At 62.0% G+C, this 23,956-nt stretch carries 29 protein-coding genes; 14 read left to right on the top strand and 15 right to left on the bottom strand.

What is annotated here, in order from left to right:
* Positions 1 to 37 precede the first annotated feature (37 nt).
* Positions 38 to 1,009 carry a LysR family transcriptional regulator gene (locus J2D73_RS14960; protein WP_207882559.1) on the bottom strand — a complete coding sequence of 324 codons (972 nt, stop codon included), beginning with the start codon at positions 1,007 to 1,009 and terminating at the stop codon, positions 38 to 40.
* A gap of 306 nt (positions 1,010 to 1,315) precedes the next feature.
* Positions 1,316 to 1,669 carry an ArsR/SmtB family transcription factor gene (locus J2D73_RS14955; RefSeq protein ID WP_183010076.1) on the bottom strand — a complete coding sequence of 118 codons (354 nt, stop codon included), beginning with the start codon at positions 1,667 to 1,669 and terminating at the stop codon, positions 1,316 to 1,318.
* A gap of 43 nt (positions 1,670 to 1,712) precedes the next feature.
* Between J2D73_RS14955 and J2D73_RS14950 the strand changes: the two genes are divergently transcribed.
* Positions 1,713 to 2,882 (top strand): MFS transporter, encoded by a 1,170-nt coding sequence (locus J2D73_RS14950; protein WP_012553943.1) that lies wholly within the window; start codon positions 1,713 to 1,715, stop codon positions 2,880 to 2,882.
* A gap of 143 nt (positions 2,883 to 3,025) precedes the next feature.
* Here the strand turns inward: J2D73_RS14950 and J2D73_RS14945 are convergent, their stop codons facing one another.
* From J2D73_RS14945 to J2D73_RS14935, 3 genes are all read right to left on the bottom strand, one after another.
* Positions 3,026 to 3,946 (bottom strand): ketopantoate reductase family protein, encoded by a 921-nt coding sequence (locus tag J2D73_RS14945; RefSeq protein WP_012553942.1) that lies wholly within the window; start codon positions 3,944 to 3,946, stop codon positions 3,026 to 3,028.
* A gap of 82 nt (positions 3,947 to 4,028) precedes the next feature.
* Positions 4,029 to 4,955: a LysR family transcriptional regulator gene (locus J2D73_RS14940; RefSeq protein ID WP_207882557.1), complete on the bottom strand. Its 927-nt coding sequence runs from the start codon at positions 4,953 to 4,955 to the stop codon at positions 4,029 to 4,031.
* Positions 4,956 to 5,012: 57 nt separating this feature from the next.
* Positions 5,013 to 5,804 (bottom strand): NAD(P)H-dependent oxidoreductase, encoded by a 792-nt coding sequence (locus J2D73_RS14935; protein WP_207882555.1) that lies wholly within the window; start codon positions 5,802 to 5,804, stop codon positions 5,013 to 5,015.
* Positions 5,805 to 5,905: 101 nt separating this feature from the next.
* Here J2D73_RS14935 and J2D73_RS14930 point away from each other — a divergent pair, with 101 nt between their 5' ends.
* Positions 5,906 to 6,823 carry a LysR family transcriptional regulator gene (locus tag J2D73_RS14930; protein ID WP_176613683.1) on the top strand — a complete coding sequence of 306 codons (918 nt, stop codon included), beginning with the start codon at positions 5,906 to 5,908 and terminating at the stop codon, positions 6,821 to 6,823.
* Here the strand turns inward: J2D73_RS14930 and J2D73_RS14925 are convergent.
* Together J2D73_RS14925 and J2D73_RS14920 are read right to left on the bottom strand one after the other, a co-directional pair.
* Entirely contained in the window at positions 6,813 to 7,403 is a 591-nt protein-coding gene (locus tag J2D73_RS14925; RefSeq protein WP_012553938.1) for a hypothetical protein, read from the bottom strand. The two genes, J2D73_RS14930 and J2D73_RS14925, sit on opposite strands and share 11 nt — an antisense overlap.
* On the bottom strand, positions 7,400 to 7,999 hold the full coding sequence (locus J2D73_RS14920) for a glutathione S-transferase family protein (RefSeq protein WP_207882553.1): 600 nt from the start codon (positions 7,997 to 7,999) through the stop codon (positions 7,400 to 7,402). Before J2D73_RS14920 ends, J2D73_RS14925 begins: the two co-directional genes overlap by 4 nt.
* A gap of 204 nt (positions 8,000 to 8,203) precedes the next feature.
* Between J2D73_RS14920 and J2D73_RS14915 the strand changes: the two genes are divergently transcribed.
* Positions 8,204 to 8,962: a FadR/GntR family transcriptional regulator gene (locus tag J2D73_RS14915; RefSeq protein ID WP_012553936.1), complete on the top strand. Its 759-nt coding sequence runs from the start codon at positions 8,204 to 8,206 to the stop codon at positions 8,960 to 8,962.
* Here the strand turns inward: J2D73_RS14915 and J2D73_RS14910 are convergent.
* Positions 8,950 to 9,903: a LysR family transcriptional regulator gene (locus tag J2D73_RS14910; protein ID WP_012553935.1), complete on the bottom strand. Its 954-nt coding sequence runs from the start codon at positions 9,901 to 9,903 to the stop codon at positions 8,950 to 8,952. The genes J2D73_RS14915 and J2D73_RS14910 overlap by 13 nt on opposite strands.
* Positions 9,904 to 10,217: 314 nt before the next feature.
* Here J2D73_RS14910 and J2D73_RS14905 point away from each other — a divergent pair, with 314 nt between their 5' ends.
* From J2D73_RS14905 to J2D73_RS14875, 7 genes are all read left to right on the top strand, one after another.
* Positions 10,218 to 11,819 carry an MFS transporter gene (locus tag J2D73_RS14905; protein ID WP_408736852.1) on the top strand — a complete coding sequence of 534 codons (1,602 nt, stop codon included), beginning with the start codon at positions 10,218 to 10,220 and terminating at the stop codon, positions 11,817 to 11,819.
* Positions 11,820 to 11,851: 32 nt separating this feature from the next.
* Complete coding sequence (locus tag J2D73_RS14900) at positions 11,852 to 12,013, top strand: hypothetical protein (protein WP_012553933.1); 162 nt, start codon at positions 11,852 to 11,854, stop codon at positions 12,011 to 12,013.
* A 59-nt stretch (positions 12,014 to 12,072) separates the two neighbouring features.
* Positions 12,073 to 13,149 (top strand): HlyD family secretion protein, encoded by a 1,077-nt coding sequence (locus J2D73_RS14895; protein ID WP_012553932.1) that lies wholly within the window; start codon positions 12,073 to 12,075, stop codon positions 13,147 to 13,149.
* Between the two features lie 10 nt (positions 13,150 to 13,159).
* Complete coding sequence (locus J2D73_RS14890) at positions 13,160 to 14,725, top strand: efflux transporter outer membrane subunit (protein ID WP_012553931.1); 1,566 nt, start codon at positions 13,160 to 13,162, stop codon at positions 14,723 to 14,725.
* Complete coding sequence (locus tag J2D73_RS14885; protein ID WP_207882550.1) at positions 14,722 to 15,447, top strand: pirin family protein; 726 nt, start codon at positions 14,722 to 14,724, stop codon at positions 15,445 to 15,447. Before J2D73_RS14890 ends, J2D73_RS14885 begins: the two co-directional genes overlap by 4 nt.
* 129 nt (positions 15,448 to 15,576) lie before the next feature.
* The gene (locus J2D73_RS14880) at positions 15,577 to 15,795 is read left to right on the top strand and encodes a fumarylacetoacetate hydrolase family protein (protein WP_049762894.1); all 219 of its coding nucleotides are present in this window, start codon (positions 15,577 to 15,579) and stop codon (positions 15,793 to 15,795) included.
* Positions 15,796 to 15,844: 49 nt separating this feature from the next.
* Positions 15,845 to 16,450: a nitroreductase family protein gene (locus tag J2D73_RS14875; RefSeq protein WP_012553929.1), complete on the top strand. Its 606-nt coding sequence runs from the start codon at positions 15,845 to 15,847 to the stop codon at positions 16,448 to 16,450.
* Positions 16,451 to 16,612: 162 nt separating this feature from the next.
* Here the strand turns inward: J2D73_RS14875 and J2D73_RS14870 are convergent, their stop codons facing one another.
* From J2D73_RS14870 to J2D73_RS14860, 3 genes are all read right to left on the bottom strand, one after another.
* Positions 16,613 to 16,915, bottom strand: a complete 303-nt coding sequence (locus J2D73_RS14870) for a pentapeptide MXKDX repeat protein (protein WP_012553928.1) — start codon at positions 16,913 to 16,915, stop codon at positions 16,613 to 16,615.
* A gap of 103 nt (positions 16,916 to 17,018) precedes the next feature.
* A complete protein-coding gene (locus J2D73_RS14865) occupies positions 17,019 to 17,768 on the bottom strand; it encodes a molybdopterin-dependent oxidoreductase (RefSeq protein ID WP_012553927.1) in 750 nt (249 codons plus the stop codon).
* The gene (locus J2D73_RS14860; RefSeq protein ID WP_012553926.1) at positions 17,765 to 18,418 is read right to left on the bottom strand and encodes a cytochrome b/b6 domain-containing protein; all 654 of its coding nucleotides are present in this window, start codon (positions 18,416 to 18,418) and stop codon (positions 17,765 to 17,767) included. Before J2D73_RS14860 ends, J2D73_RS14865 begins: the two co-directional genes overlap by 4 nt.
* A 178-nt stretch (positions 18,419 to 18,596) precedes the next feature.
* On the opposite strand from J2D73_RS14860, the gene msrB reads away from it, so the two are divergent.
* The 4 genes from msrB to J2D73_RS14840 are packed head-to-tail and all read left to right on the top strand — an operon-like array spanning position 18,597 to position 20,970.
* On the top strand, positions 18,597 to 19,058 hold the full coding sequence (gene msrB, locus J2D73_RS14855) for a peptide-methionine (R)-S-oxide reductase MsrB (RefSeq protein WP_012553925.1): 462 nt from the start codon (positions 18,597 to 18,599) through the stop codon (positions 19,056 to 19,058).
* Positions 19,059 to 19,071: 13 nt separating this feature from the next.
* On the top strand, positions 19,072 to 19,791 hold the full coding sequence (gene msrA, locus J2D73_RS14850) for a peptide-methionine (S)-S-oxide reductase MsrA (RefSeq protein ID WP_012553924.1): 720 nt from the start codon (positions 19,072 to 19,074) through the stop codon (positions 19,789 to 19,791).
* A 17-nt stretch (positions 19,792 to 19,808) separates the two neighbouring features.
* Positions 19,809 to 20,339 carry a sigma-70 family RNA polymerase sigma factor gene (locus J2D73_RS14845; protein WP_341535099.1) on the top strand — a complete coding sequence of 177 codons (531 nt, stop codon included), beginning with the start codon at positions 19,809 to 19,811 and terminating at the stop codon, positions 20,337 to 20,339.
* The gene (locus J2D73_RS14840) at positions 20,329 to 20,970 is read left to right on the top strand and encodes an NrsF family protein (protein WP_012553922.1); all 642 of its coding nucleotides are present in this window, start codon (positions 20,329 to 20,331) and stop codon (positions 20,968 to 20,970) included. Before J2D73_RS14845 ends, J2D73_RS14840 begins: the two co-directional genes overlap by 11 nt.
* A 73-nt stretch (positions 20,971 to 21,043) precedes the next feature.
* Here J2D73_RS14840 and yghU read toward each other — a convergent pair whose 3' ends face one another.
* The 4 genes from yghU to J2D73_RS14820 form a co-directional block, all read right to left on the bottom strand.
* Positions 21,044 to 21,919 (bottom strand): glutathione-dependent disulfide-bond oxidoreductase, encoded by an 876-nt coding sequence (yghU, locus tag J2D73_RS14835; RefSeq protein WP_012553921.1) that lies wholly within the window; start codon positions 21,917 to 21,919, stop codon positions 21,044 to 21,046.
* 18 nt (positions 21,920 to 21,937) lie between these two features.
* Complete coding sequence (locus J2D73_RS14830) at positions 21,938 to 22,633, bottom strand: glutathione S-transferase family protein (protein WP_012553920.1); 696 nt, start codon at positions 22,631 to 22,633, stop codon at positions 21,938 to 21,940.
* Positions 22,634 to 22,698: 65 nt separating this feature from the next.
* On the bottom strand, positions 22,699 to 23,448 hold the full coding sequence (locus J2D73_RS14825) for an SDR family NAD(P)-dependent oxidoreductase (protein ID WP_207882548.1): 750 nt from the start codon (positions 23,446 to 23,448) through the stop codon (positions 22,699 to 22,701).
* Positions 23,449 to 23,460: 12 nt separating this feature from the next.
* The gene (locus J2D73_RS14820) at positions 23,461 to 23,877 is read right to left on the bottom strand and encodes a carboxymuconolactone decarboxylase family protein (protein WP_176612601.1); all 417 of its coding nucleotides are present in this window, start codon (positions 23,875 to 23,877) and stop codon (positions 23,461 to 23,463) included.
* Positions 23,878 to 23,956 lie beyond the last annotated feature (79 nt).

Raw genomic sequence — 23,956 nt, 5'->3', positions numbered from 1 at the left:
AGACACTGCGTTATCTGCGATCACGCGATAATTGAAATTATCTGATTTTATTGTTTTGTATTTTGCAATACGCCTGCTTGCTGCTGGTGTCTTCGGCGCAGATCTCTCGAACACAGGCGCGCAGCCATTGATGTGTTGCATCGGCTTGGAACCTTGGGTGCCAGGCTTGCGAGATGTTGAGCAATCCGGTTTCGACCGGGAGCGGGAAGGAGACCATGTCCTGTCGCGCTACTTCCGTCAGTCGATCAGGAACGACTGCCACAAGTTCAGATTGGCGTGCGAATAATAAGGCATCCGAAAAAGTGGGCACGATCGTTACGACATTTCGTGATAGATTGAGGCTACCCAGCGCCTGATCTACCGGACCATGCATTCGACCGCGGCGGGACGCAGAAATATGCCGCTGACGAGAGAAACGGGCAGACGTAATACGACCACTTGAAAGCGGATGCCCAGGCCGCACGACGCCGACAAATCGGTCTGACAGAATAGTTTGCGTCATGATTTCCGGGCCGGTATGGCTAATTGCTCCAATATCCAAGTCAACTTGCCCTTCCCGCAGATCGTCGACACTCTCGTCCCTTTGCGGTACGAAACGAAGTCGGACTTTTGGCGCAAGAGTTGTGAGATGGCCGGCGAGACGCGGCCCGAAGGAGCCGATAAAACTATCCGTTGCACGTAGGGTAAAGGTTCGATCGAGACGATCGAGATCCAGATCCCCGGCATTACCCAGAATGCTCCGCGCGCGGGCGACCAATTCCCGTACCGGCAGACGCATGGCTTCGGCTCTCGGCGTGGGGACGAGGCTCCGGCCAGCGCGCACGAAAATTGGATCGCCAGTCAGATCGCGGATATGGCCGAGGATACGGCTCATCGCGGGTGTGCTGAGATTCATGCGTGCGGCGGCACGCGCGACACTGCCTTCGGTCAGCAGGAGATCGAGTGCGGCAAGAAGGGAGAGGTCTTTGGGATGCATGGCGTGCAACGATCTCATGGAGAGTTGCATCATATTTCTCACCTGCTCTCATATGAAGTCACTTTCTTTCACGGCTTTGAGACACACCTGGTCAATCTTCCTTCTGTCGTCGTTCCAGGTACAAACGTCGAATTTAGTCACTTACTTTGTGTCCCTTCTGGCGAGGAAGATTTGAGCGGATGAGTTGGCAATACACGAGTTTTTGCAGTCATATGTTTTTCGAATTGTGTTTCCAAAACTAAAAAATATTAAACACATGATAAATATTGACTATTTCGGTGTGTAGATAACGAACGTAAGAGGAATCTATTTCCTAGAAAATAAACAGAACAAATAATACTACTTCGCAACGGGTGAATCTCTTTCGCGTTCAATTGATGCTTGGCGTCTCAGTTCACCCAACACCGCATCGAGAATGCCTGGGTAGGCTTTCTCCAGTTCCTCACGCCTGAGACACGCATAATGATCGCGTCCTGACGTACGGGACAGCAGGACGCCAGTCTCGCGCAGCACCCGAAAATGGTGGGAAGCGCCGGATTTGCTGATGCCTATCTCATGATAGATTGCAGCGCAGGGCGTCTCCCCATTCCGGTCGAGAATCCCGATGATGCGCAGGCGCAGTGGATCGGTGAAAGCCGTCATCAGGGTCGGGAGGTCGACATCGCTCGGGTCTATGTGGCGGCGTTCACGCATGACACGACGATACAACGATTCTTGAACGGAGGCACCGCTGACAATGGTACAAGGGTTGTTATACCATCATACTATGATCGACCCAAGAATCCTCCTTCTGGCATTCGGCACGTTCGCGATCGGGACGGAGGGATACGCGATCGCTGGGCTCCTGCCGATGATTTCAGCGGACCTCCACGTGTCCGTAGCGGCATGTGGGCAGTTAGTGACCATTTTTGCCCTTTCTTATGCCTTGGGTGGTCCGGTTCTTGTCGCCTGGCTGGATTCCTTCCCACGCAAGCGCCTCATTATCCTTGCGCTCGTTGGATTCTCTCTGGCGAATCTATTGGCAGCCTTCGCGCAATCCTGGTGGTTCCTGGCGTTGGCGCGCGTATTGGCCGCACTGACTGCCGCACTGTTCATGGCGCCGGCGAGTGCTGCGGCGGTGGCGCTGTCGCCACCCGAAAAGAGAGGCCATGCCCTTTCGATCACCGCGACCGGTAATGCGCTGGCACTGGCCATGGGCGCACCTTTAGGGACAATAGCCGGCACCGTATGGGGATGGCAGGGGGCGTTCATGCTCGTAGCTTCATTGGGAGGAGCGGCAGCCGTCGGCATCGGGCTGATGCTTCCATCCGTACCGCCGGCGCCAATCGTCCCATTTCAGACACGCTTTGCCCTTCTGCGGCAATCGTCTGTCCGGCGAGGACTGGCCGTATCGTTTGGGCTCTTCGTCTGTGCGTTGACCGCCTATACGTATCTGACCCCGCTGGCCCATCAGGCGGCCGGTATGGATTCCAGATGGGTCGCGGCGTTAATGGCCGTGTTCGGCGCAGTCGCAACTGTAGCGGGCGTTGCCGCTGGATCGATGATCAACCGCTATGGATCTCGGCGCATCCTTTTCATTTCGATCGGGATCATGGTTGGCCTGTTTAGTTTGATGGGAGGCCTCGCCACCCTGCACCATTCTGGACGCGCCGAAACGGCGGTCATGATCCTGTTGGCGGCTTTATGGGGCGGTGCTTGGTGGAGCGGCGGTATCGCACAACAGCATAGAATGACGGATATGGCTCCAGGCCAACACGCCGCCATTCTTGCGCTGCACTATTCGATGCAGTTCTTTGGCATCTCCGTTGGCGGGGCCTTGGGTGGGCTCATTTTGGCTTTCATGGGAATCCCTGACGTGGCTTTCGGTGCGGCCGTAACCGGAATGATCACATTGATTGGACTGTGAGCAACCGTCTATTTCTCATCATTCAGTGTACAGGATTGGATACAACTGCTCGATTATGATGATAAATTCCCTTACCGCGTAATTCGAGAAAATTGGCTTCCGCCAAATCTCCCGGCGACTCAAACCACTTGACCAGAGCTGGGTCACCTTCTCTGTTCGTAGACAGTGAGATTGAGATTGGTCAGATCGAGAATCGGCGTGGCAATCTGATGCGCGCGGGCACGCTTCACGAGGTCGCCAATGATCTGCGTCGCCTCGATGGGAGCGCCTTGGGACAGATCACGGAACATGGACGATGTCAGGGAGGATTCCTTTGCAGTCAGCAGCCGGACGATACCGCCCAGGGTCTCCTCGGTGAGCGGATATCCCGCCGCCGCGGCAATAGAAGCGCATTCACCGATCGTCGCCCGCGCGAATTCCTCACCCGCGGGCGCGCTGGCCACTTCCCCCACGGTGGCCCGCATCAGGCAACATACGGTGCCCAGCGATGCCAGCAGAGCCCATTTGTTCCACATCTCCTGAATGATGTTGTCCGACAATACAGTCTCGAAGCCAGGACCGGAGAGAGCGTCCTTGAGGTTCCGGATCGAGGAGTCGTCGCCAGCGGATCGCGGGCCAAAGGTCAGTTTGGGGAGTGATCCCACTTGAACGACCTGTCCTTCAGAATCCAACTTGCTGACGATGAAACACGTCCCACCCAGGACCTTCGGATCTCCGAAATGCTCTGCCAGCACATCGAGATGCCGCATGCCATTGAGAAGGGGTATGATGCGCGTGTCCGGGCCGACGGCGGCAGCGAAATCGTCCATCGCGGACGCGAGGGAGTATGCCTTTACGCTGAGAAGAATGACGTCATAAGGGCCATCGATGCCGTTGGATGTCACCATTTTCGGCGCGAGGCTGGCGTCCCCCAACGGACTGATTAGCCGCAGCCCATCCGTGCGCAGCTGCCGCAACCGGTTGGGCCGCACCAGGAACGTGACGTCATGTCCCGCCGTCGCCATTCGGGCCCCAAAATATCCCCCAACCGCACCTGCGCCGACGATCAGGACTTTTGGACTCATGGTGTCATTCCTTGTTCCGGGACTGCCGCGCCGCGAGGCCGGCGACGCAAGTTTCGCCGTTGATACCATCAATGCGCTCTGGTCATGAACAGGGACATTGGAATGGGGAAGTCGCGGCGAGAGGGGGCGTGTGGGAATGGGATGCAGCGCGCCCCCGGACGAAGGCGACGAACTTTCCGATCACCGGATCTTCGCTTTCTGGGCGCCACGCCAGACTGACAGGCAGACAGGCCGTGCCTTCATCGATGGGCACGAATACCAACTCGGGAAACTTCAAGGCGGAATAGGCCTGGGCGGTAATCGTGATACCATATCCCGCACGCACGAAGGCGAGTACGCTCAGGATGCTGGCCTCAAGGATACGTAGGCGAGCACCAGGCAGCCGAGCCATATAGAAATCCCGGCAGATGGTCCCCTTGCCCGAGGCACCGAGCAGAAGGATCTCGTTCTCCAGACTCGCCCAATGCAGCATATTGTGGCCAACCAGGTGGTGACCGGCTGGTAGCACGGCCATCAGAGGCTCGGCATAGACTGGTAGGGCCGTTTCGTGATTCTGCAGCAGGCAGTCCGGGATCAGAGCGACGTCGACCCGGCAACCCGCCAGGGCCGCGTGAAGGCTTTCTTCGCCAAATTCACAGGGTGCAACGGTGACGCCCGGATGGGCCGTGTGCCATTCGAGCAGCAGGGCCATCAGAACAGGACTGATCGGCGGAAGATGCAGGCCCAGGCGGATCTCGCCCGTCTCTCCGACACTGCCGCGAGCCAGTGTGTCCTCCATTGCATGCGTTTCATGCAGCACACGGCGGATATAGCGTGTCGCCAGTCGTCCCGACGCGGTGGTTCGGATTCCGGCCGGCGTCCGCTCCAGGAGCGTCACGCCCAATCTGTCCTCCAGCCGGCTGATCGCACGGCTGAGTGTCGATACCTGGAGGTGCAAGGACTGGGCGGCCCGACCGAAACTTCCGGCTTCGATAACCGTCAGCAGATAACGCAGTTCGGTCAGATGCATGCGTCCGGTCACCGTTGGCTATGAGTAATGCCTCGCCTCCCTCATTACGGCGCGACGTCAGTCGCGCTCAGGGGCCAGATGCACCTCGAAGCCGCGCGTACCCGGCGGCGCCAGTCCGGGCAGCAGTTCCATGGTCGGGATCTGATAGTCGCCGTAATTCTGCTTGCGATAAGGAATCGGCGCGATCGTTTCCAGGGTCTTCATCCGCTCGCGCAATTGTTCCGCGAGAAGCGTGAATTTCGGCTTGTCCATCCGATCGACACGATAGGCCACGAAGGGCGGCAGAACGGTGAAGCCGGGATAGAAAAGGATCCCATGATTGATCGGGAACAGCAGATCGTCGATCGGGCCGTTGATCCCGCGGTCCGAATAATGTTCGGGCCACCCGCCTGCGGTGACCATCAGCATTGCGCGCTTGCCGGCCATGACCCCTTCGCCATACCGGTCGCCCCAGCGCTGCTCGCTGTGTTCGCCCACCCCATAGGCGAAGCCGGAGGCATAGACCCGGTCAACCCAGCCCTTGAGGATGGCTGGCATGGCGAACCACCACAACGGGAACTGCAGAATGACTGTATCGGCCCAGAGCAGCTTCTCCTGCTCGGCCTTCACATCCTCCGTGAGCGCGTTCGCCGCGAACCCGTCATTGGACGCTTTCCAGACCTTCAGCGGTTCGTCGGACGACAGGGCAGGAAAGTCATCCTTATCGACTGCAGCCTTCCAGTGCATGGCATACAGGTCCGACACCTGAACGTCATGTCCCTGGGCCGTCAGTTCAGAGACGGCGACGTCAAGCAGGGCGCCGTTGAGCGAGTGTCTTTCCGGATGGGCGAAGACGATCAGAACATTCATGAGCGGACTCTCATTGCGTGGAAAATTTCGTTTCCCAACGAGATTACGCGATAGGATATTCTTATCCCATATGGCGATGGCGGAAGGGAGAATGCCGAAATATGGAACAATCGCCAGTCTCACTGGAGCGGATGCGGACCTTCGTGCGGGTCGCCGAGCGTGGCAATCTGGCGGCCGTCGCCCGTGAAACCGGCGCCGGGCAATCGACGATCACGCGGCATCTGCGCGAGCTTGAAGACGCACTGGGTGTGTCGCTGCTGACGCGGACGACGCGCCGTACGGCGCTGACGGACGAAGGAACGCGTTATTACGCGCATTGTGTGCAGATCCTCTCACTCGTCGAGCAGGCAAGTCAGGAGATGCGCGACACGCGGCAGGCAACGGCCGGGACGGTGCGCATCTCTTGCACCGGCGCGTTGGGCGTCCTGCACGTCAGCCAGCTCATTTATGCCTTTCAAGACCAGAATCCGGGAATACGGGTGGAATTCGGCCTGACGGACGAGCGGATTGATCTGGTGCGGGATGGGGTCGATATCGCCATCCGTCTCGGTCCCCTGAGCGATTGTGCGATGAAACTACGCTCCCTGGGGGAAAGCGAGCGCCTTCTGGTCGCATCGCCCGAATGGCTGCACCGTACTGGGCCGGTGCGGCGACCGGTGGATCTGCGTGATCGCGAAGGGGTGCGAATGTCGCGCGTGCATGGATCGGACCGGCTGGTCCTGCGGAGCGTCAAGGGTGGAAACCATGTCGTGCCGTTTCATGGCCGTTTGATCGTCGATCATGGTTTGGCGGCGCGGGAGGCGTTTCTGGCGGGCAGGGGTTTCGGCCCGGCCCATCGCTGGCTGGTGGAAGACTGCCTGCGGGACGGGCGGCTCGTGCCTGTCCTGCCAGACTACAGGCTGCCATCCGTACCGCTGAGCATGCTGATCGCGCCCGAACGCACTAATCTGACCCGGATCCGTCTATGCGTGGAATTTCTGGCCGAAGGGGTCGGCGGGATACCAGGCATCAGCCGGTGATCGTCGGCGAATTGGTGCGGCTTTCCGCCTGCTTGCGCACGGAGGCCAACATGCGTCTGCGGATCAGTCCACTAACCGGACGGATGAGATACCAGTAGGGTGCGAAATGCCGTCGCGTCGTGGGCGTTGGGCAGAAGACCTTTGTCTCGGTTGTCAGACGACTTGTCCTGCGCGTGAGAGGATGGAGCGTGTAGGACAACACAAGCTTGCAGGCGTCCTGAAGCGCGCAGGTCCGGAAATCCTCCGCCGAGTGGCACGGTATCAATCCGTAATCGGCTTTCCAGAACGCACCGACCAGTCCGAAAGCGAGGGCGGTGTCCCCCTTGCGTCCCAGAAAGGTGAAATCGTCCCGGTCGAAGGGCGGCCGGCTCGTTCGTCCTGACAGCCGTGAGGGCAACTCCCGTAATCCTATGGCGAGACGGACGAGTGGGTCATCTTTCAGCCGGTAGTCCATAGCGCAATCAAGGATAAGCCCGGCCGGCGCTGCGATATCGATTTTGTGTTGCTCGTGAAAGTCCGCCCGAGGCAGAAATGCCTCAATCCAGTTTACGGCTGACATCGGAGAGGCGTCGCGTGTCATCCCCGAATTCCTGGCATCGGCGTGAACTTCGGCAAGGCGCGAACGCGGTCGAGCCATCCTGTGAGCGAGGGAAAGGGGGCAAGGTCGATGCCGCCTTCATGCGCCAACGCAAGATAGGGAAACAGCGCACAGTCGGCGATGGTCGGATGGCCGATCGCGAACCACTCATGCGTGCTTAGGTGCTGGTCCAGCAGCGGCAGAAGCCGCTGCGTGACGAGAAGCGCCCGCTCGATCGCGAGATCGTAGCCGAATTTCCGGATCAGGCGGGCGGCATTGGGACCGTCACGAACCTCGCTCGCGGCGATGCACAGCCATTGCACGATCTCTGCCTGGGATGTCGGGTCTTCGGGCCACCACGTTCTATCCCGGAGTTGGCCCGCCAGATACACGAGGATTGCCTGGGAATCCCGCAACGCGGTCTTTCCATCGACCAGAACGGGCACCTCCTGAAACGGATTCAGCGCCGTGAAACTGGGAGTATGGTGCTCGCCAGCCGCGAGGTCGACAGGAATGAGTTCAAGGTCAATGCTCGTCAGGGCCGCGAACAGCCGGACCTTGTAGCAATTGCCGGAGAGGACAAGATCGTAGAGTTTCATAAGGACCTCTCGTGACCGTAGGAGGGAGATACGGCGGTTTTTGTGGGGAATCAGAATGTCCTGACTCTTTATCCTGTCGTCGTCTGGAGCCTCCGTGACGGTTATCAGTATATCGCCGATCCTATCGTGCAAAGGTCGTATGCCGGCCCACGATAATGACATTCAGACATGGGATGATCCGCTCAAACAGGCTATGCTGCGCACATGACGGCTCCGATCTCCCTTTCACGCCTGCCGCGTCCTTCCCTGGTCGATGCGGCGCTTGCCGCGATGCGTGAGCGAATCGCATCCGGTGACTGGCCCGTTGGCCAGCGCATTCCCAAGGAGACAGAACTGGCCGAAATGCTCCAGATCGGCCGCAACACCGTGCGCGAAGCGGTGCGCGTGTTGTCTCATGCCGGCATGATCGAGGTGCGTCAGGGCGACGGGACCTACGTGCGTGCCTTGCATGAACCCGCAACGATTATGGCGCAGGTCAGTCATACCAGCCTGCGCGATCATTTCGAGTTGCGTGTGATGCTGGAGACGGAATCCGCGCGTCTGGCAGCGCTCCGCCGGACAGCGCGGGACATCCGTAGAATGGGGGCAGCCCTGAAGGCGCGTGGCGAACGGAGTTCCTCCAGCGACCTCGCCCGCTTTCTGGACCTGGATGCTTCCTTCCATCTGGCCGTCGCGGAGGCCAGTCACAACGATGCGCTGATCCCTCTCTATCGCTATTTTCTGGATGCGGCGCGCGAAGCCGCTCTTTCTGCCCTCGTTGAGCATGGAGTCACCGAGCCGAAGCTGGAGCTTCACGAACGGCTGTTCCAGGCGATCGAAGCGGGGGATGCACCGCGGGCAGTGAGGGCGGCACGGGCTATCCTCCAGCCATTGATCGCGGCCTTTACTGACGGCAAATCTCTTGGCACGGCTGCGGCTCGCAGCGTTCGCAAGCGGGCGGCACAGGAGCGTCATAAAGCCTGAGCGGTCTCTGGCTTTATGATCGGGGCGCGAGGGCTCATGACACGCAGGACCGTGCGTCGCAGCCATTGATGGACCTGGTCAGTGTCGTGTCGGGGATGCCAGGCCTGGAAGATCGTCACCGGCTCCAGATCGAGCGGGAGAGGAAATCCATAAAGACCCAGTCGATCGAGCATCGCTGCATCGGTCAGGATATCCGGTGCCGGGAGAATCAGATCGGTCTGTGACAGCCCTTGCAGCGCGGCATAGAAGGAGGTCAGCAACAGCGCGACAGTGCGCTCAAGCCCATACTGATCGGCAAGGACCTCGTCGATCGGTCCCCGTCGCCTCCCTCGGCGCGAGACGGCGATGTGCTCGTAGGCTACCAGCGCCTGTGGTGTGATCTTTCCCAGCAGGATCGGATGACCGGCCCGCACGACCCCGCGAAAGCGGCTCTCGAATAGGGTCTGGCGCATGATTTCGGGCCGTAGGAGCGCCGTGGCGCCGATATAGAGATCGATCCCGCCCTGCCGCAGAAAATCGCTGTCGTCGCTGTTCGACTCCGCTGTGAAAATTAGCGTGGTGTCCGGGCAGTCGGCACGCAGGGCGCGCAGCAGCGCCTCGGCGTAGGAGCCGATCACCACGTCGGCTGCCCGGATACGGAAGGTCGGCGTCAGGCCGGTGAAATCCAGGGCATGCCGTGGACGATACAGATCGCTGATCGCCGAGAGGATCTGGCTGACGCGCGGCTGCATCTGCAGGGCACGCGGTGTTGGCACCATATGCCGACCCGATTGCACCAGAATGGCATCGTGGAAGGTCTCGCGCAGGCGGGACAGGGTGCGGCTCATGGTCGCGGCACTGACCTGCAGCCTCTCGGCCGCGCCGGTAACGCTCGATTCCTCGACCAGCACGTTCATAGCCTGAAGAAGGTTGAGATCGTAGCCGTGCGCCACATGTGCCATCGGGTCTTCCTTATATCCTGCATATCCTGCGAATCAGGCACGGGAATGGCTGATAAACACCCAATCATAGGATGAATGTGTCGCCAAGAGCCTCTGCCAACGCTGACAGAGACATCATGTCGTCGCAACCGGAATCTGACATCCGACCGTTTCATATCTGCTTCCAGACGATTTCATAATTGAGCGTTCCCAAACATAGGATGTTTCTTCAAGACTGCCGACACGAGATCAAACGATTCTGTTGCGAGGTGCCTATGGACCACGCTGATGCGCTGACACGTCCGCGCCGCGAAGTGCTGCCCGCGCCCGTGTCTATGCAACCGGAACCACCTCCGGCGCCGCCGAAGGCGGCGGTGTTCGGTCCGCGCCTGGCGACGGGGCTGGCGGGCGTGCTGCTGGCAGTCCTGCTGGCGGGGTTCAACGAGCACACGACCGAGGCTGGGCTCGCCGATATCCGGGGCGCATTCCATCTCGGGCATGACGAGGGGACCTGGATCACCGCCCTGTTCGAGGCGTTCAACATCGCTGCGATGGCGTTCGCTCCCTGGTGTTCGGTGACGTTCTCCATCCGACGCCTGACGATCGCGATGACGGGGCTAGTGGGCGTGCTGGGCACGGCGGCCCCCTTAATGCCGAACCTGTCGTCTCTTCTTCTGCTGCGCTGCGTGCAGGGATTGGCTTGCGGTAGCCTGCCGCCAATGCTGATGACGGTCGCGCTGCGCTTCCTGCCGCCCAATATCAAGATCTACGGTCTGGGCGCCTATGCTCTGACCGCGACTTTCGGGCCGAATATTGGCGGCGCGCCGCTGGCGGGATTCTGGTTCGAGTATGTCGGCTGGCCGTTCCTGTTCTGGCAGATCGTGCCGCTGTGCCTGATCTCGATGGTGTGCGTGGCATGGGGCTTGCCACAGGATCCGATCCGGTTGGAGCGTTTCCGTCAGTTCGACTGGCGCGGCCTGCTGACCGGGTTGCCCGCGATCTGCATGCTGGTGATTGCCCTCGAACAGGGCGACCGGCTGGACTGGTTTCGTTCGCCGTTGATTACCCACCTCTTCTTCGGCGGCGGGTTCCTGTTCGTGCTCTTCATCGTCAATGAATGGTTCCATCCGGTGCCGTTCTTCCGCATCCAGTTGCTCAAGCAGCGCAACGTGACGGATGCACTGCTGACGCTGGCAGCGGTTCTGGTATTGGGGGCGGTCACGGCGGAAATCCCTGCGGTCTATCTGGAGGAGGTGCGTGGCTATCGCCCGATCCAGATCGCGCCGGTCATGCTGATCCTCGCGGTACCACAAGTGCTCGCGCTGCCGCTGGTCTCGGCCTTGTGCAATATCCGCCGGGTGGATTGCCGTCATGTGCTGATGGCAGGCCTTGCGATTCAGGGGCTGTCCTATTTCCTAGGCACCTGGATCGATGCTGACTGGGTGCGCGAGAACTTCTATGTCATGCAGCTCCTGCAGGTGGCCAGCGAACCGATGATGGTCATCGCGATCCTCATGCTGGCGACGATGGGCCTGGGCCCGGCCGATGGACCGTTCATCTCGGGCATGTTCAACATGACCAAGGGAGTGGCCAATGCCATCGCGGCGGGCGTCATTTCGGCCCTGCTGCGTCGGCGCGAGCAATTCCATTCCACCATGCTGCTCGACACCTATGGCACCAACCATACCGCGTTGCAGTCCTGGGGCGACCCGGCGCAGGCGCTGCTGGCGCCACACATCGCGGATCCGGCCCGGTTGGACTGGAACATGGCCGTCCTGCTGCACGGCGAGGCGTCTGAGCAGGCGCTCATTCTGGCCTGTGCCGATATCTACACGATCATGATCGGCGTCTGCGCCGCCCTGTTCATGCTCAATCTGGTTCTGCCGCAACGGGTCTATCCGCCCCGCGCGCCGTCCACCTCCGCTCCTGCACGCTGACGGGGACGGACAGTATGTCATGTGAGAAGAATATGAAGACCAGTTCGTATCGGGATACGCGCCGCGTGCAGCATCCAAACATCCTATCATCGGATCAAATAGGCAACGCGACCGCACTGAGGTGGACGCTGCGCGACCGCATCGAGGGCTACTTCGTGGCCCTCGTCGTAACAATCTACCTGAAGCTGACCTGACGGTCCCGCGCAATCCGCGACAAACGACGCGGCCGCCGGGGTCGCTAGAGGGAATATTCATGAACGGAACAACGAAGGCGCTGCTGCTGGCGGCCGGCGTGGTGGTGCTGGGGGCGGCGGCATGGGGCGGCGACCGCCTTGTGCTCGGAGACGGCGTGCGGATCGAGACCAACGACGCCTATGTGTCGGCCTATTCCTCGGTCGTCGCCCCCAAGGTCGGCGGCCGGATTGATGCGGTCATGGCGCAGGACAACGAGCAGGTTCGCAAGGGCGAGGTGCTGGCCCATATCGAGGATGACGACTACCGCGCTGTGCTCAAGGTGGCCCAGGGCAATGTGGTCGCCGCGCGTGCCGACATCGCCAACTTGCAGGCTACGCTGATCCGGCAGGATTCGCTCATTGCCGGCGCCCGGGCCGCCGTGCTGGCCGACGACGCGCAACTCGCTTTCGCGCAGCAGGATGAGGCCCGGTACCGTAATCTTGCGGCCGGCGGTGCCGGCACAATGGAGCAGCGCCAGCGTACGGCGGCGCAGACCCGCGAGGCTACGGCCGCGAAAGTCCGCGACGAGGCGAGCGTGCAGGCCGCGACCCAGGAAAAGGATGTGCTCGCCGCCCAGATCGCGCGTGCCAGGGGCAACCTGACCCGCGCCGAAGGTGAGGAACAGCGGGCGGAACTGGATCTGTCCTATTGCACCATCCCGGCCCCGGTGGACGGCGTGGTCGGCGCGCGTGGCGTGCGTGTGGGCAACTACGTTAATCCCGGCAGTGCGCTGATGGCGGTCACCCCGGTCCAGGATGCGTTCGTGGTCGCCCATTTCCAGGAGACGCAACTCACGCACGTTCTGCCGGGGCAGAAGGCGACGGTCTGGGTCGACACGTTCCCGGGTCAGCCGCTCCGTGCCCACGTCGACAGCATCCCGCCTGCGACCGGCGTCGCGTTCGCGCCGATCCAGCCGGATAATGCGACCGGCAACTTCACCAAGGTGGTCCAGCGTCTGCCGGTGCGCATTACCTTCGATCCGGGGCAGCCTCTGGCGGCGCGGGTCCGGGTGGGGATGTCGGTCGAGGTGGCGGTTGATACGGCATCGCGCCCGGAAGGTCCGAAGGCGGGCGACCCCCGCTATGCGTGGCGGTGAGGGGCGGATCATGATCACACGCCTTAACCGCCAGATGCTCGCTCTGACGAGCATGCTCCTGCTTAGCGCCTGCACGGTCGGTCCGGACTATCACAAGCCCGATCTCGCCAGCGTGCCGCACTGGCATCGCGGCCTGCCGGATGCCGAAAGCCATCCCGAGGAAAGCCCCGCCGATCCGCAATGGTGGACGATCTATCGCGATCCGGTGCTGACCGCGCTGGAACAGCAGGTCGCGTCCGCCAATCTGGATCTGCGCGCGAGCGCCTATCGTCTGGCGGAGAGCCTGGCCGAGCGGCGGATTGCGAGCGCGGCACAGTTCCCACATGTGGAGGGGAATGCCTCCTATGCACGCGAGCGGGCCAGCACCAACGGTATCCTTGGCCTGCTTGGCACGCTGGAGCGCGCCGGCGCGGGCGATGTCGCCAGCGGCGCGCAGGGCTTCGGCCCTGTGGCCGTGCCGGGCACGGTCGGCAATCCGTCCTTCAACCTGCCGCAATACGGCATGAGCGCGTCATGGGAGGTCGATCTCTGGGGTCATGTCCGGCGCCAGGTCGAGGCCGCCAACGCGGCGGTCAAGGCGACGCAGGACATGCAGCGGGATGTCCTGGTCTCGCTGATGGCCGAGACCGCGCAGGATTATCTCGATCTGCGTGGCGTGCAGGCGCAGATCGCCATCGTCGGCCGCAATATCGACACTGCCCGGCACAGCGTTGTCCTGACGGGCCTGCGCTTTGCGCAAGGTGCCTCCACCCAACTGGACGTAGCGGACTCGCGCGGACAGCTCAGCGAATTCCAGTCGCGCCTGCCGATCCTGCAGAGCCAGGAAGTGCATCTGATCAACGCGCTGAGCTTTCTGGTGGCACGCGAGCCGGGTGCGCTCCGGGCGCAGCTCGCCACGCCGGCCCCGATTCCGCCGGTACCCGATGCGGTGCCCGTCGGCCTGCCGTCGGAACTGGCGGAGCGTCGGCCCGATATTCGGATGGCCGAGGAGCAGTTGCATGTCGCCACCGCCAGCATCGGTGTGGCCGTGGCGGATTTCTTTCCGCGCGTGACGCTCTCCGGCAGCCTCGACGTGCAAGCGCTGCAGTTCAGCGGGCTCGGGTCCTGGGCGTCGCGGCAATACGGGTTCGGCCCGACCATGACGCTGCCTCTGTTCGAGGGTGGTCGCCTGACCGGGCAATTGCGTCTGCGCCGGGCGCAGCAGAAGGAAGCGGCGATCACCCTGCAGCGCACCATCCTCAAGGCATGGCAGGAGATCGACGACGCGATGGCCGATTTCTCCGCCGCCCAGCAGCAGCGCGACCGCCTGAAGGAGACAGTGGCCCAGAACGAGACGGCCGTACGTCTGGCCCAGCAGCAATACGTGCAGGGGGCGTCGGATTTCCTGAACGTGCTGACCTTGCAGAACGCGCTTCTGGCCAGCCAGAACCAGCTCGTGCGGTCGACGACGGCAGTTTCGGTCTCGGTGGCCCGCCTGTATCGCGCGCTCGGCGGTGGCTGGGAGGCGCGCTATCCGGTCGCGACGGCCCAGCGGGCGGCCATCCGGCAAGAGGGGCAGGGAGGTCGACAAGGATGATCAAGGTGCGGCTGCCCTCCGAGTTGGGGTATCTGGTCCAGGATGGCGTCAAGCTCGACTGTCATTTCGCGTTTCGGAACTACGTTTACCCCGCTCCCTCACATTGGGGGCGACTCCGGGTGCTCAACCGGATCGAACTGGAGGCCGATGCCGCCTTCAGGCTGGACCATGAAAGGGCGGTCGAGATCGTGACTCTGGTCCTGGATGGCATCGTCGTGGCGCTGGTGGATGGTCTTGGCGACAGCCTGTTGAAGCCGGGCGATTGTCATGTTGTCAGTGCTGGCGATGGCGTGGCCCTGGCAACGTGGAAAACCGGCGGCGCGCCGGCGACGGTGCTTCAGCTCTGGCTGGCGCCCGAAGAAGAGGGCGGCGCCCCGCAAATCGGCCTGCGCCGCAGTGAGGATCGCTTCGGGCATCAGCATGCCCTGCTGGCCAGCGGCTTTCCCGCCGACGATCCGGAGGAAACGGATCAGGGGCGGTCGGGTGACCCGCTGCCGCTAAAGGCCCGTGCCCGCGTGCTTCGGCTCACGCTCCCGGCCGGCGAACAGGCCGTCGTCCCCACCTATGCGGACCGCTGTGTCTATGCTCTCGTCGCAGAGGGACGCTTGGAAATCCTTGGGCACAACGCCGATGCGGGTTGCGGTATCGCGGTTACCGGATTCGAAACGATCCACGTGCATGCGCTCGAACCCTCGACTCTTATCGTCTGCGATTCCGACTGAGCGAAAGGAGACACGCATGAAGCTCTGCCGTTACGGCGAACCGGGACAGGAACGTCCGGCGCTGGTGACCCGGGACGAAGTGCCCGATCCCCAGGATCTGGTATCTGGCTCGAAGTGAACGGTCGCCGGATGCAGGCCGGCAATACAAGGACGATGATCTTTTTCGTGGCTGAGATCATCGCGTATGTCAGCCGTTACATGACGCTGATGCCGGACGACGTCATCGCCACGGCAACCCCTCCGGGCGTCGGGATGGGGATGCGGCCGGAGCCCGTCTATCTCCAGTCTGGAGGCGTCGTGGAATTCGGCATTGATGGGCTTGGCCGGCAGAGGCAATGTGTGGCCTGATGCGCTCCGCGCCCGCGCCGGATCTGGATGAACAGAAGGAAAAAGCAAGATGAATGAGATTCTGGATACGATGTTCGCGCGGCGCGCGACGAAACGCTTCGACGCAAGTCATGAGATTCCGGACGAGACTCTGGCCGCCATCTTGCATGCGGCGCGGACAGCGCCTACCGCATTCAATATTCAGAACTGGCGGTTCCTGGTGGTGCGAGACCCGGCCGTGCGGGCCGAGATCAAGAAAGTGGCATGGCACCAGCCCCAGATCGAGGAATGCTCTGCACTCGTCGTCCTGTGCGCGGACATGCATGCCTATGCGAAGGATCCGGGTCGATACTGGAAGGATGCGCCAGAGGCGATGCGCGAGAAATACGTCGGCATGATCACTCAATTCTACGAGAACAATCCGGCGATGCAGCGGGACGAAGCATTCCGCTCTGCCGGTATGACGGCGTATGCCCTGATGATGGCGGCCGCCGCGCACGGCTATGACACCTGCCCTATGGACGGGTTCGATTTTGAGCAGGTCTCGGAGATCATTCGCCTACCCAAGGACCATGCGCTGGTCATGTTCGTGGCGGTCGGAAAGGGGGTAGGCGAACTGCCACCGCATGGCGGACGGATCCCCGACGCCGACGTGATTGTCTATGATCGTTTCTGAACCGAGCCTCTTGACGTTCAGGCAACATGTTAAAGACATGATCGAAACTGAAAGATACTACCGATGTGCCGACAAGCGCCAACATGCCGCCCAGTGCGGTGGATATTACACTTTTCAGCTTCATGAATGCGCCTGTCAGCCGGATGGTTCGCGAAACCTGACTTAGTTCGGCTTGGCCATGCTGTCCTGCGGAGCGGCCATCGCGTCCTTCTTCATACCGTGATGCGCCATGCCGCCATGCTTCTTCATGCTATCATGAGACATGCCGTTATGCGACATCGCATTCGGGGCCATCGTGTTATGCGCCATGCCGTTCTTCGGCATGCTGTCATGTGCCATCGAGTTTGGCGCCATCTGTTTCGGGGCCATGGCATCGTGCGACATGGCGTCCTGTGCGTGAGCGACGCCACCCAGAGCGACGACGGACGAGAAAGCGGCGGCAATGGCGATATTGCGAATAGACATGGTAATTTCCTGATCTGTCGATGATGTGGAGGCGGAAACATTCCGCCTCTCTGCTCTATTCTTCGATGAGGCATGTCGTCGGGTTACAGGGACGCGTCTTTTTTTATGACCCGCCAAACCAGTCGTAACCCTGATCTTCCCAGTAGCCGCCCGGAAAGCGATTGGTGACTTCGATGGACGCGAGATATTTCGGATTTTTGTAGCCGAGCTTCGTTGGAATCCTGACCTTCATCGGCGCGCCATAGGCAGGCGGAAGGGCACGGTCTCCATAGTCCAGCGCCAGAATGGTCTGCGGATGCAGCGCGGTCGCCATGTCGATGCTGGTCGAATAATCGTCGAAGCAGCGAAAATTGACATATTTCGCACGCAGATCCGCGCCGACCTTTTGCAGGAACATCGAAAGCGGCACGCCGGACCAGTCGCCGATCGCACTCCATCCCTCGACGCAGATATGGCGTGTAATTTGCCGTTTCTGCGGCAGCGCGCGGAACTGCGCGAGCGACCACGGGCGTCTGTCCGACACCAGACCGCCGACGTCCAGGCGCCAGCCAGCGGGATCGACAGTGCGAACCTCGCTCTCGTCGTAATAGGCGTTGAACGGAAAAGGATGCGTGATCCTGGATGCGTCGAATTCCCGCGCGAGCCGCTGGCGGCTGAACAGCAGGGCCTGCATCCGGTCGGTGAAACGCGACATCGCGCTGAGCGCACGCTCCACGGACGGCTCGTCGTCCAGCGCACAGCCGGACAGCATCGACAGTCCACCAAGCGACAGGGCGCCTTTGAGCATCAGACGGCGCTCGATCCGGCGCAGTTCGGGGGCGATCGCCGAGCGATCGAGGCGGTTGTGACTCATCGGGCGCCCCCTTCCTGAACGCTCACTTCCGGCGCCGCGCTGGGACGACGGCCGAACACCATGCCGAACAGGGTCGACGGCACGAGCAGGGCGAGCGCGATGTGAATGACGAGAAAGGCGACGATCAGCGTCATCATCGCGAAATGAATGCGGCGGGCGACATCGTAACCGCCGAACAGCCATGTCAGCCATCCAAGCTGCACCGGCTTCCAGATGGACAGCCCGCTTGCAACGGTCAGCAGGGCGACAATCAGCACGCCCGTATAAAGCAACCGCTGGATGGCATTGTAATGACCGGCGGCATGGGACAACCTGAAGCGCAGCGCCTGCGCCATATCACGACCGATGGCGCGCGGGCCGACGGGCCGCAGATCGCGGCGGAAATGCCCCGACAGCACGCCATACCCCAGGTAGACGACGCCGGCAGCCATCAGCACCCACATCGCCGCGAAATGCCAGGCGATCCCGCCGCCCAGCCAGCCACCCAATGTAGCCCAGGCCGGGAATTCGAAAGGCAGAATGGGCGAGGCATTATAGATCTGCCAGCCACTGCCGATCATGGCGAGCATCGACAATGCGCCGATCCAATGGGTGATGCGAATAAAGGGCGATGGCGTGCGACGCGGCCGCACGCGGCGTGATGAGAGCATGTCCGGGCTTTCCGACTGAATGGTCAGGCGTTGATGCGGATGCATTCGTCGGTCAGGCGCGAAAGGTTACAGTTTCCGCCATGTCCTGACGGAAATGGAAAATTCTTCCCACCCGCGTAACCGGACAGGGAATTTTCTCGAAGAACGCTGTGACAACCCAAAACAAGGGGGACACAGCATGACATCCCGCCGCCAATTCTTTCTTGCCGCCGTTGCCATGGCGGTGTTCGGTCGTGCACGGGCCGCCGAGCATTATCCTGTCACGCATACCGACGCCGAATGGCACCGCCTGCTGACGCCCGCGCAATACACCGTGCTGCGCGAGGCAGGCACCGAAATGCCGTATTCGAGCCCATTGCTGACCGAGCATCGCCCCGGCCGCTTCGCCTGTGCCGGATGCGACACGGCAGCCTTCGACGCGCGCACCAAGTTCGAAAGCGGCACAGGGTGGCCGAGTTTCGACAGCGCGCTGCCGCACGCCGTGCAGGAACGTGGCGATGACAGCCTGGGCATGGAGCGCACGGAGGTGCGATGCGCGACCTGCGGCAGTCATCTTGGCCACGTGTTCGATGACGGGCCTCAGCCAACCGGCCTGCGCTACTGCATGAACGGCGTGGCACTTTCATTCCATACGGCCTGAAGGAGCTGGAATCATGACACGATCAGGATTTTTCGGCGTTTCCCTGGTGGCGCTGACCACATTCGGCGCCGCCTGCCACACGGCAATGGGCGAGCCCGGCCCCCGTATTCTTCCGGCGCCCGTTCTGACGGAACCGGCGCCCGCGACGCACCATGCAAGCGCCGTCTTCGCGGGTGGCTGCTTCTGGGGCGTGCAGAGCGTGTTCGAACATGTCCGTGGCGTGACCGCGACCCGCGCGGGTTTCGACGGCGGCGCGCGCGACACGGCGGATTATGAGACCGTCAGCAGCGGCGATACGGGACACGCAGAGTCAGTTGAAGTCGACTTCGACCCAACGCAGGTCAGCTACGGCACGTTGATGCGCATCTTCTTCTCCGTCGCCCTCGACCCGACACAGGTGAACCGCCAGTTCCCGGATGACGGCACGCAATATCGCTCCGTGCTCTACACCCGCTCCGCGCAACAGTTACAGGAAGCGCACGCCTATATCGCACAGCTCGACGCGGCGCATGTCTTCGCGCGGCCCATCGCAACACAGGTGGCCCCGGATCATGGATTCTACCCGGCCGAGGCAGATCACCAAAATTTCGCGGCCCGCTATCCGGATCATCCGTATATCGCTACATACGACGCACCACGGATCGAGGCGCTGCACGCGTTGTTCGCGTCGTCCTGGCGCCCGCAGCCTGTGCTGACGCTGGCCGACGATGGCGGGAGCGGACTCTCGCCGTAAGCAGGGACGGAGGGTTCGTGACGGAAGCGGATTGGAGCCGCTGGATGGCAGCGGCTCAGGCCGGCGATGCCGACGCCTATCGCCGCGTGCTCGCCGAGGCGCAGACATGGCTGAGACGCTTCTTTCTCCGGCGTCTGCCGCTATCCATGGTTGACGATGCAGTACAGGACACGTTGCTTGCCGTTCACGAGAAACGGCATACATTCAATCCGTCCCAGAAGTTCGGCCCCTGGATCGCGGCGATCGCTCGATACAAGTGGATCGATCGGTTGCGGGCCGCCAGCCGGGCGAATGATGCGCCGCTCGACGACGATCTGCCGGTGCAGGATCATGAGGAGCAGGTGACGACGGCCTATGCGCTGGAGCGCCTGCTCGGGCAGTTGAAGCCAGCGCAGGCGGAAGCCATCCGCCTCGTCAAGCTGCGCGGGTTGAGTATCGAGGAGGCGGCACGCCGAACGGGACAGTCCGTCACGCTGGTCAAGGTCAACATTCATCGCGGTCTGACCCGCATGAATGCTTCAGTAATGCGAGGTAGTGATGTCGACTGATCCCCTGATCGATCGGCTCGCGACCGGCCTGCGGCCCGTCAGACGGCGGACGCCGTGGCGGGACGCGACGATCCTGTTGGCGCTGGGCGTGATCGAGATCGTCTTCGTGCTGAAGCTGGGCCTGATGCGTCCGGACATGCCGCACGCCATGGGGATGCCGAGCTTCTGGTGGAAGGCCGCAAGCCTGGCCGTGATTGCCGCCGTCGGCGGGACCACGGCGCTGCTGTCGCTCGATCCCACACGCTCACCGCGACGAGGTCTGCGCATCGTGGGCATGCTCGCCCTCGCGGCGCTCGCGTTCGGCTGGCTGGTGGACGTGCTTCAGGCCGGCCCCGCCGTGCTCTGGCAGCGACTCGATCCGGCGCATGGCATCGTCTGCGCGCGGAAAATCGTGGAATTGTCCCTGCCGGCGGTGCTGGCGCTCGGCCTGTTCGCGCGGCGCGGCGCCCCGGTGGATGCGCGCGGCACGGCCTGGGCAGTGGGGATCGCCGCCGCGGCCTTTGGCGCGCTGGCCTTCGCGCTGGCCTGTCCGTTCGATGACCCGCTTTATGTCGCCGTCTGGTATTCGGCGGCCTGCAGCGTCGTGACACTCGTGACACGTCTGATCCTGCCGCCACTGACCCGCTGGTAGGGTGAACAACACCGCCATCCTGGTCCGGATGGCGGCCGAGGGCCGGTTTTCAGCGGGACCGGTCCACGAAACATCAGCCCTGGGCGAGCCGATCCTGCGTTTTCGTCTCGAAGTCGGACGCATCATGGCGTTCGTGCAGCTGGCTTGACGGCTCGCCGACCATACGGTTGACCATTCGACCACGCCGGACGGCCGGGCGTTCGAGCAGCCGGTCCGCCCAGGCCCGGACATGCGGATAGTCCTGTACGTTCAGGAACGTGGCGGCATCGTTATACATCCAGCCCTCCACGAGGCCGCCATACCACGGGAAGATCGCCATGTCGGCAATCGTGTAGTCGTCGCCCGCGATGAACGGGCTTTCGGCAAGTCGCCGATTGAGAACGTCGAGTTGACGCTTGGCCTCCATGGTGAAGCGGTTGATCGCGTATTCGATTTTTTCCGGCGCATAGGCATAGAAGTGCCCGAAGCCGCCACCGATATAGGGGCCGCTTCCGACCTGCCAGAACAGCCAGTTGAGACACGCCGTTCGACCCGCAATATCCTTCGGCAGGAACGCATCGAATTTCTCGGCGAGATACAACAGGATGGAGCCGGACTCGAAAATATTCAGCGGCTGGGCCAGACTATGGTCCACGAGTGCCGGGATCTTGGAGTTCGGGTTGACGTCGGTAAAACCGGAACCGAACTGATCGCCCTCCCCGATCTTGATCAGCCACGCATCATACTCGGCGCCCGCATGACCCGCCGCCAGCAGCTCTTCCAGCATGACCGTGACCTTCACGCCGTTCGGCGTCCCCAGCGAATAGAGCTGGAGCGGATGGCGGCCGACAGGAAGCGCCTTCTCATGCGTGGGGCCTGCAACCGGGCGGTTGGTTCCGGCAAATTTGCCGCCGTTGGGCGCATCCCAGGACCAGACTTTCGGCGGCACATACGGACTGGACGGGGCCATTGGACGATCCTTTCGCGATTACAGCGGGAAATTCGAGGGAAACAGGGCGCGACGGGCCTGTTCGTCCATCTCGGTTTTGAAGTCGTGTGTGGTCATGAGCGTCCCGACGCGCCCGACAGCGGGACGCCCGGCCATACGGGTCATGAACGCGGTCAGGTTCGGCCAGCGCGCGAGGGCGCGGTCGTCCTTCAGCACGCGCGGCACGCGATCGAGCCATCCCCAGGCGGACATATCGACGATGGTGTAGGACTCGCCGACGAAGAACGTCCGGTCCTTCATGCGGTCGTCGAGAATTTGAAGATGGCGCTCCGCCTCGCGGCGATAGCGGTTGATAGCGTAATCTAGGCCTTCCGGGGCGGCATACTGGAAATGCACGGCCTGCCCGAAATACGGACCGATCCCGGTCGCGACGAGCATCAGCCACGAGAGGAGTTCGGGCCTGTCGGCGTCGGTGCCGAGGAACTGTCCCGTCTTTTCGCCCAGGTAGAGCAGGATGGCTGTGGAATCGAAGACCCGCGTCTCCGGACCGCCCGGGCCATTCGTATCGACGATGGCGGGGACCTTGCCGTTCGGATTGATTTTCAGAAACCACGCCGCATGCTGTTCGCCCTTGCGGGTATCGACCGGAATGGCCTCGTAGGGCAGCCCGGCCTCTTCGAGAAACAGGGCGACCTTGGCGGGGTTCGGCGTCGGGTGAAAATAGAAGCGGATCATGAGAATTCTCGTATCTTAGAGGGGATGCCACTTGCTGCGGCGTCCCCACTGGCGGTGCGGAGTGCTCAGACTCCAGTAGCGCCGCCGTCGACGATCAGGTCAATGCCCGCGATATAGCTGCTTTCGCTGGACGCGAGGAACAGCGCTGCCGCGGCGAGTTCTTCCGGCCGGCCCAGACGCTGCATCGGCACAGCGGAAGCCCATTTCGCGCGCACGGCGTCTGCGCCGTCCGGCGTATCGGCCTGTCCGTCCATGATCGGAGTATCGAACGGGCCGGGGCTGATGGCGTTCACCCGGATGCCACGCCCCAGAAGTTCGGCCGTCCATGTTCTGACGAAGCTGCGGACGGCGGCCTTGCTGGCGCTGTAGGTTCCGTAACCCGGCACGCCCTTGTTCGCCGCGATGGACGACAGGATGATGACCGAACTTCCTTCCATCAGAAGCGGCAACGCCCGCTCGACGGTGAAATAGAGACCGCGCACGTTCACATCGAACGTTCGGTCGAAATTCTCTTCCGTCGCGTGATCGAGCGTCTGAGGCAGGACGATGCCGGAATTGGCGACGAGGACGTCGATCCGGCCCTTGTCCTGTCGGATCTTGTCGAACAGGCGCTCGAGATCGACGTTGTCGCGGACGTCGCCCTGGATGCCTTCGGCATTGGCCCCAAGCGAGGCGACCGCGCTGTCGAGTTCGGCCTGTCGGCGTCCGGTGATATAGACGAAAGCGCCTTCGTCGACGAAGCGGCGGGCCGTGGCGAGGCCAAGACCGCTGTTACCGCCCGTGACGAGTGCGATTTTTCCCTCAAGCTTGCTCATGGAACCTCCTGTTCAAAGCAGGCCGCGATGGCCCGCGTAGTCGCTCTTCTTGTCGAGGCCGCGCTCGGCGACGATTTTCGTCGCGATCGGCATGACGCCCGAGATGGCTGGAAATCCGACATAGGGGAGCATCTGGATCAGCGCCTCCTCGATTTCATGCAGCGGCATGCCGTGATCGAGCGCGAAATTCATATGCAGACCGAATTCGTGCTGCTGGCGCAGCGCCACCATGACCGTCATGGTGATGAGGCTTCTGCGCGCCTGATCGAGGCCATCGCGGGTCCAGATGTCGCCAAAAACATGATCGACGGCGTATCCGGCGATGTCGGAGCCGAACGTGTTGGACGCGGCGGCGTTCGCAAGGCGCTCCGACTGCTCTGGGCCCATCAGGGCGAGCGTTGCGGCGTTGCCTTTTTCTCTTGGTGTCATGGTCTGGGTGTGCCTTGTATTATGGGGCCCGGTATCGTGGGGCCAGGTCGGCACGCAGCCGATCCGGCCCAGTGTACCG

The sequence above is a fragment of the Acetobacter sacchari genome, assembly GCF_017377715.1.
GTDB classification, from domain to species: Bacteria; Pseudomonadota; Alphaproteobacteria; order Acetobacterales; family Acetobacteraceae; genus Acetobacter; species Acetobacter sacchari.
This window is presented reverse-complemented; position numbering and strand designations above follow the sequence as displayed.

Coding starts and splice junctions, on each gene's coding strand:
- J2D73_RS14960 (WP_207882559.1), bottom strand. CDS start 1,009: ATGATGCAACTCTCCATGAGATCGTTGCACGCCATGCATCCCAAAGAC.
- J2D73_RS14955 (WP_183010076.1), bottom strand. CDS start 1,669: ATGCGTGAACGCCGCCACATAGACCCGAGCGATGTCGACCTCCCGACC.
- J2D73_RS14950 (WP_012553943.1), top strand. CDS start 1,713: ATGGTACAAGGGTTGTTATACCATCATACTATGATCGACCCAAGAATC.
- J2D73_RS14945 (WP_012553942.1), bottom strand. CDS start 3,946: ATGAGTCCAAAAGTCCTGATCGTCGGCGCAGGTGCGGTTGGGGGATAT.
- J2D73_RS14940 (WP_207882557.1), bottom strand. CDS start 4,955: ATGCATCTGACCGAACTGCGTTATCTGCTGACGGTTATCGAAGCCGGA.
- J2D73_RS14935 (WP_207882555.1), bottom strand. CDS start 5,804: ATGAATGTTCTGATCGTCTTCGCCCATCCGGAAAGACACTCGCTCAAC.
- J2D73_RS14930 (WP_176613683.1), top strand. CDS start 5,906: ATGGAACAATCGCCAGTCTCACTGGAGCGGATGCGGACCTTCGTGCGG.
- J2D73_RS14925 (WP_012553938.1), bottom strand. CDS start 7,403: ATGACACGCGACGCCTCTCCGATGTCAGCCGTAAACTGGATTGAGGCA.
- J2D73_RS14920 (WP_207882553.1), bottom strand. CDS start 7,999: ATGAAACTCTACGATCTTGTCCTCTCCGGCAATTGCTACAAGGTCCGG.
- J2D73_RS14915 (WP_012553936.1), top strand. CDS start 8,204: ATGACGGCTCCGATCTCCCTTTCACGCCTGCCGCGTCCTTCCCTGGTC.
- J2D73_RS14910 (WP_012553935.1), bottom strand. CDS start 9,903: ATGGCACATGTGGCGCACGGCTACGATCTCAACCTTCTTCAGGCTATG.
- J2D73_RS14905 (WP_408736852.1), top strand. CDS start 10,218: ATGCAACCGGAACCACCTCCGGCGCCGCCGAAGGCGGCGGTGTTCGGT.
- J2D73_RS14900 (WP_012553933.1), top strand. CDS start 11,852: ATGAAGACCAGTTCGTATCGGGATACGCGCCGCGTGCAGCATCCAAAC.
- J2D73_RS14895 (WP_012553932.1), top strand. CDS start 12,073: ATGAACGGAACAACGAAGGCGCTGCTGCTGGCGGCCGGCGTGGTGGTG.
- J2D73_RS14890 (WP_012553931.1), top strand. CDS start 13,160: ATGATCACACGCCTTAACCGCCAGATGCTCGCTCTGACGAGCATGCTC.
- J2D73_RS14885 (WP_207882550.1), top strand. CDS start 14,722: ATGATCAAGGTGCGGCTGCCCTCCGAGTTGGGGTATCTGGTCCAGGAT.
- J2D73_RS14880 (WP_049762894.1), top strand. CDS start 15,577: ATGCAGGCCGGCAATACAAGGACGATGATCTTTTTCGTGGCTGAGATC.
- J2D73_RS14875 (WP_012553929.1), top strand. CDS start 15,845: ATGAATGAGATTCTGGATACGATGTTCGCGCGGCGCGCGACGAAACGC.
- J2D73_RS14870 (WP_012553928.1), bottom strand. CDS start 16,915: ATGTCTATTCGCAATATCGCCATTGCCGCCGCTTTCTCGTCCGTCGTC.
- J2D73_RS14865 (WP_012553927.1), bottom strand. CDS start 17,768: ATGAGTCACAACCGCCTCGATCGCTCGGCGATCGCCCCCGAACTGCGC.
- J2D73_RS14860 (WP_012553926.1), bottom strand. CDS start 18,418: ATGCTCTCATCACGCCGCGTGCGGCCGCGTCGCACGCCATCGCCCTTT.
- msrB (WP_012553925.1), top strand. CDS start 18,597: ATGACATCCCGCCGCCAATTCTTTCTTGCCGCCGTTGCCATGGCGGTG.
- msrA (WP_012553924.1), top strand. CDS start 19,072: ATGACACGATCAGGATTTTTCGGCGTTTCCCTGGTGGCGCTGACCACA.
- J2D73_RS14840 (WP_012553922.1), top strand. CDS start 20,329: ATGTCGACTGATCCCCTGATCGATCGGCTCGCGACCGGCCTGCGGCCC.
- yghU (WP_012553921.1), bottom strand. CDS start 21,919: ATGGCCCCGTCCAGTCCGTATGTGCCGCCGAAAGTCTGGTCCTGGGAT.
- J2D73_RS14830 (WP_012553920.1), bottom strand. CDS start 22,633: ATGATCCGCTTCTATTTTCACCCGACGCCGAACCCCGCCAAGGTCGCC.
- J2D73_RS14825 (WP_207882548.1), bottom strand. CDS start 23,448: ATGAGCAAGCTTGAGGGAAAAATCGCACTCGTCACGGGCGGTAACAGC.
- J2D73_RS14820 (WP_176612601.1), bottom strand. CDS start 23,877: ATGACACCAAGAGAAAAAGGCAACGCCGCAACGCTCGCCCTGATGGGC.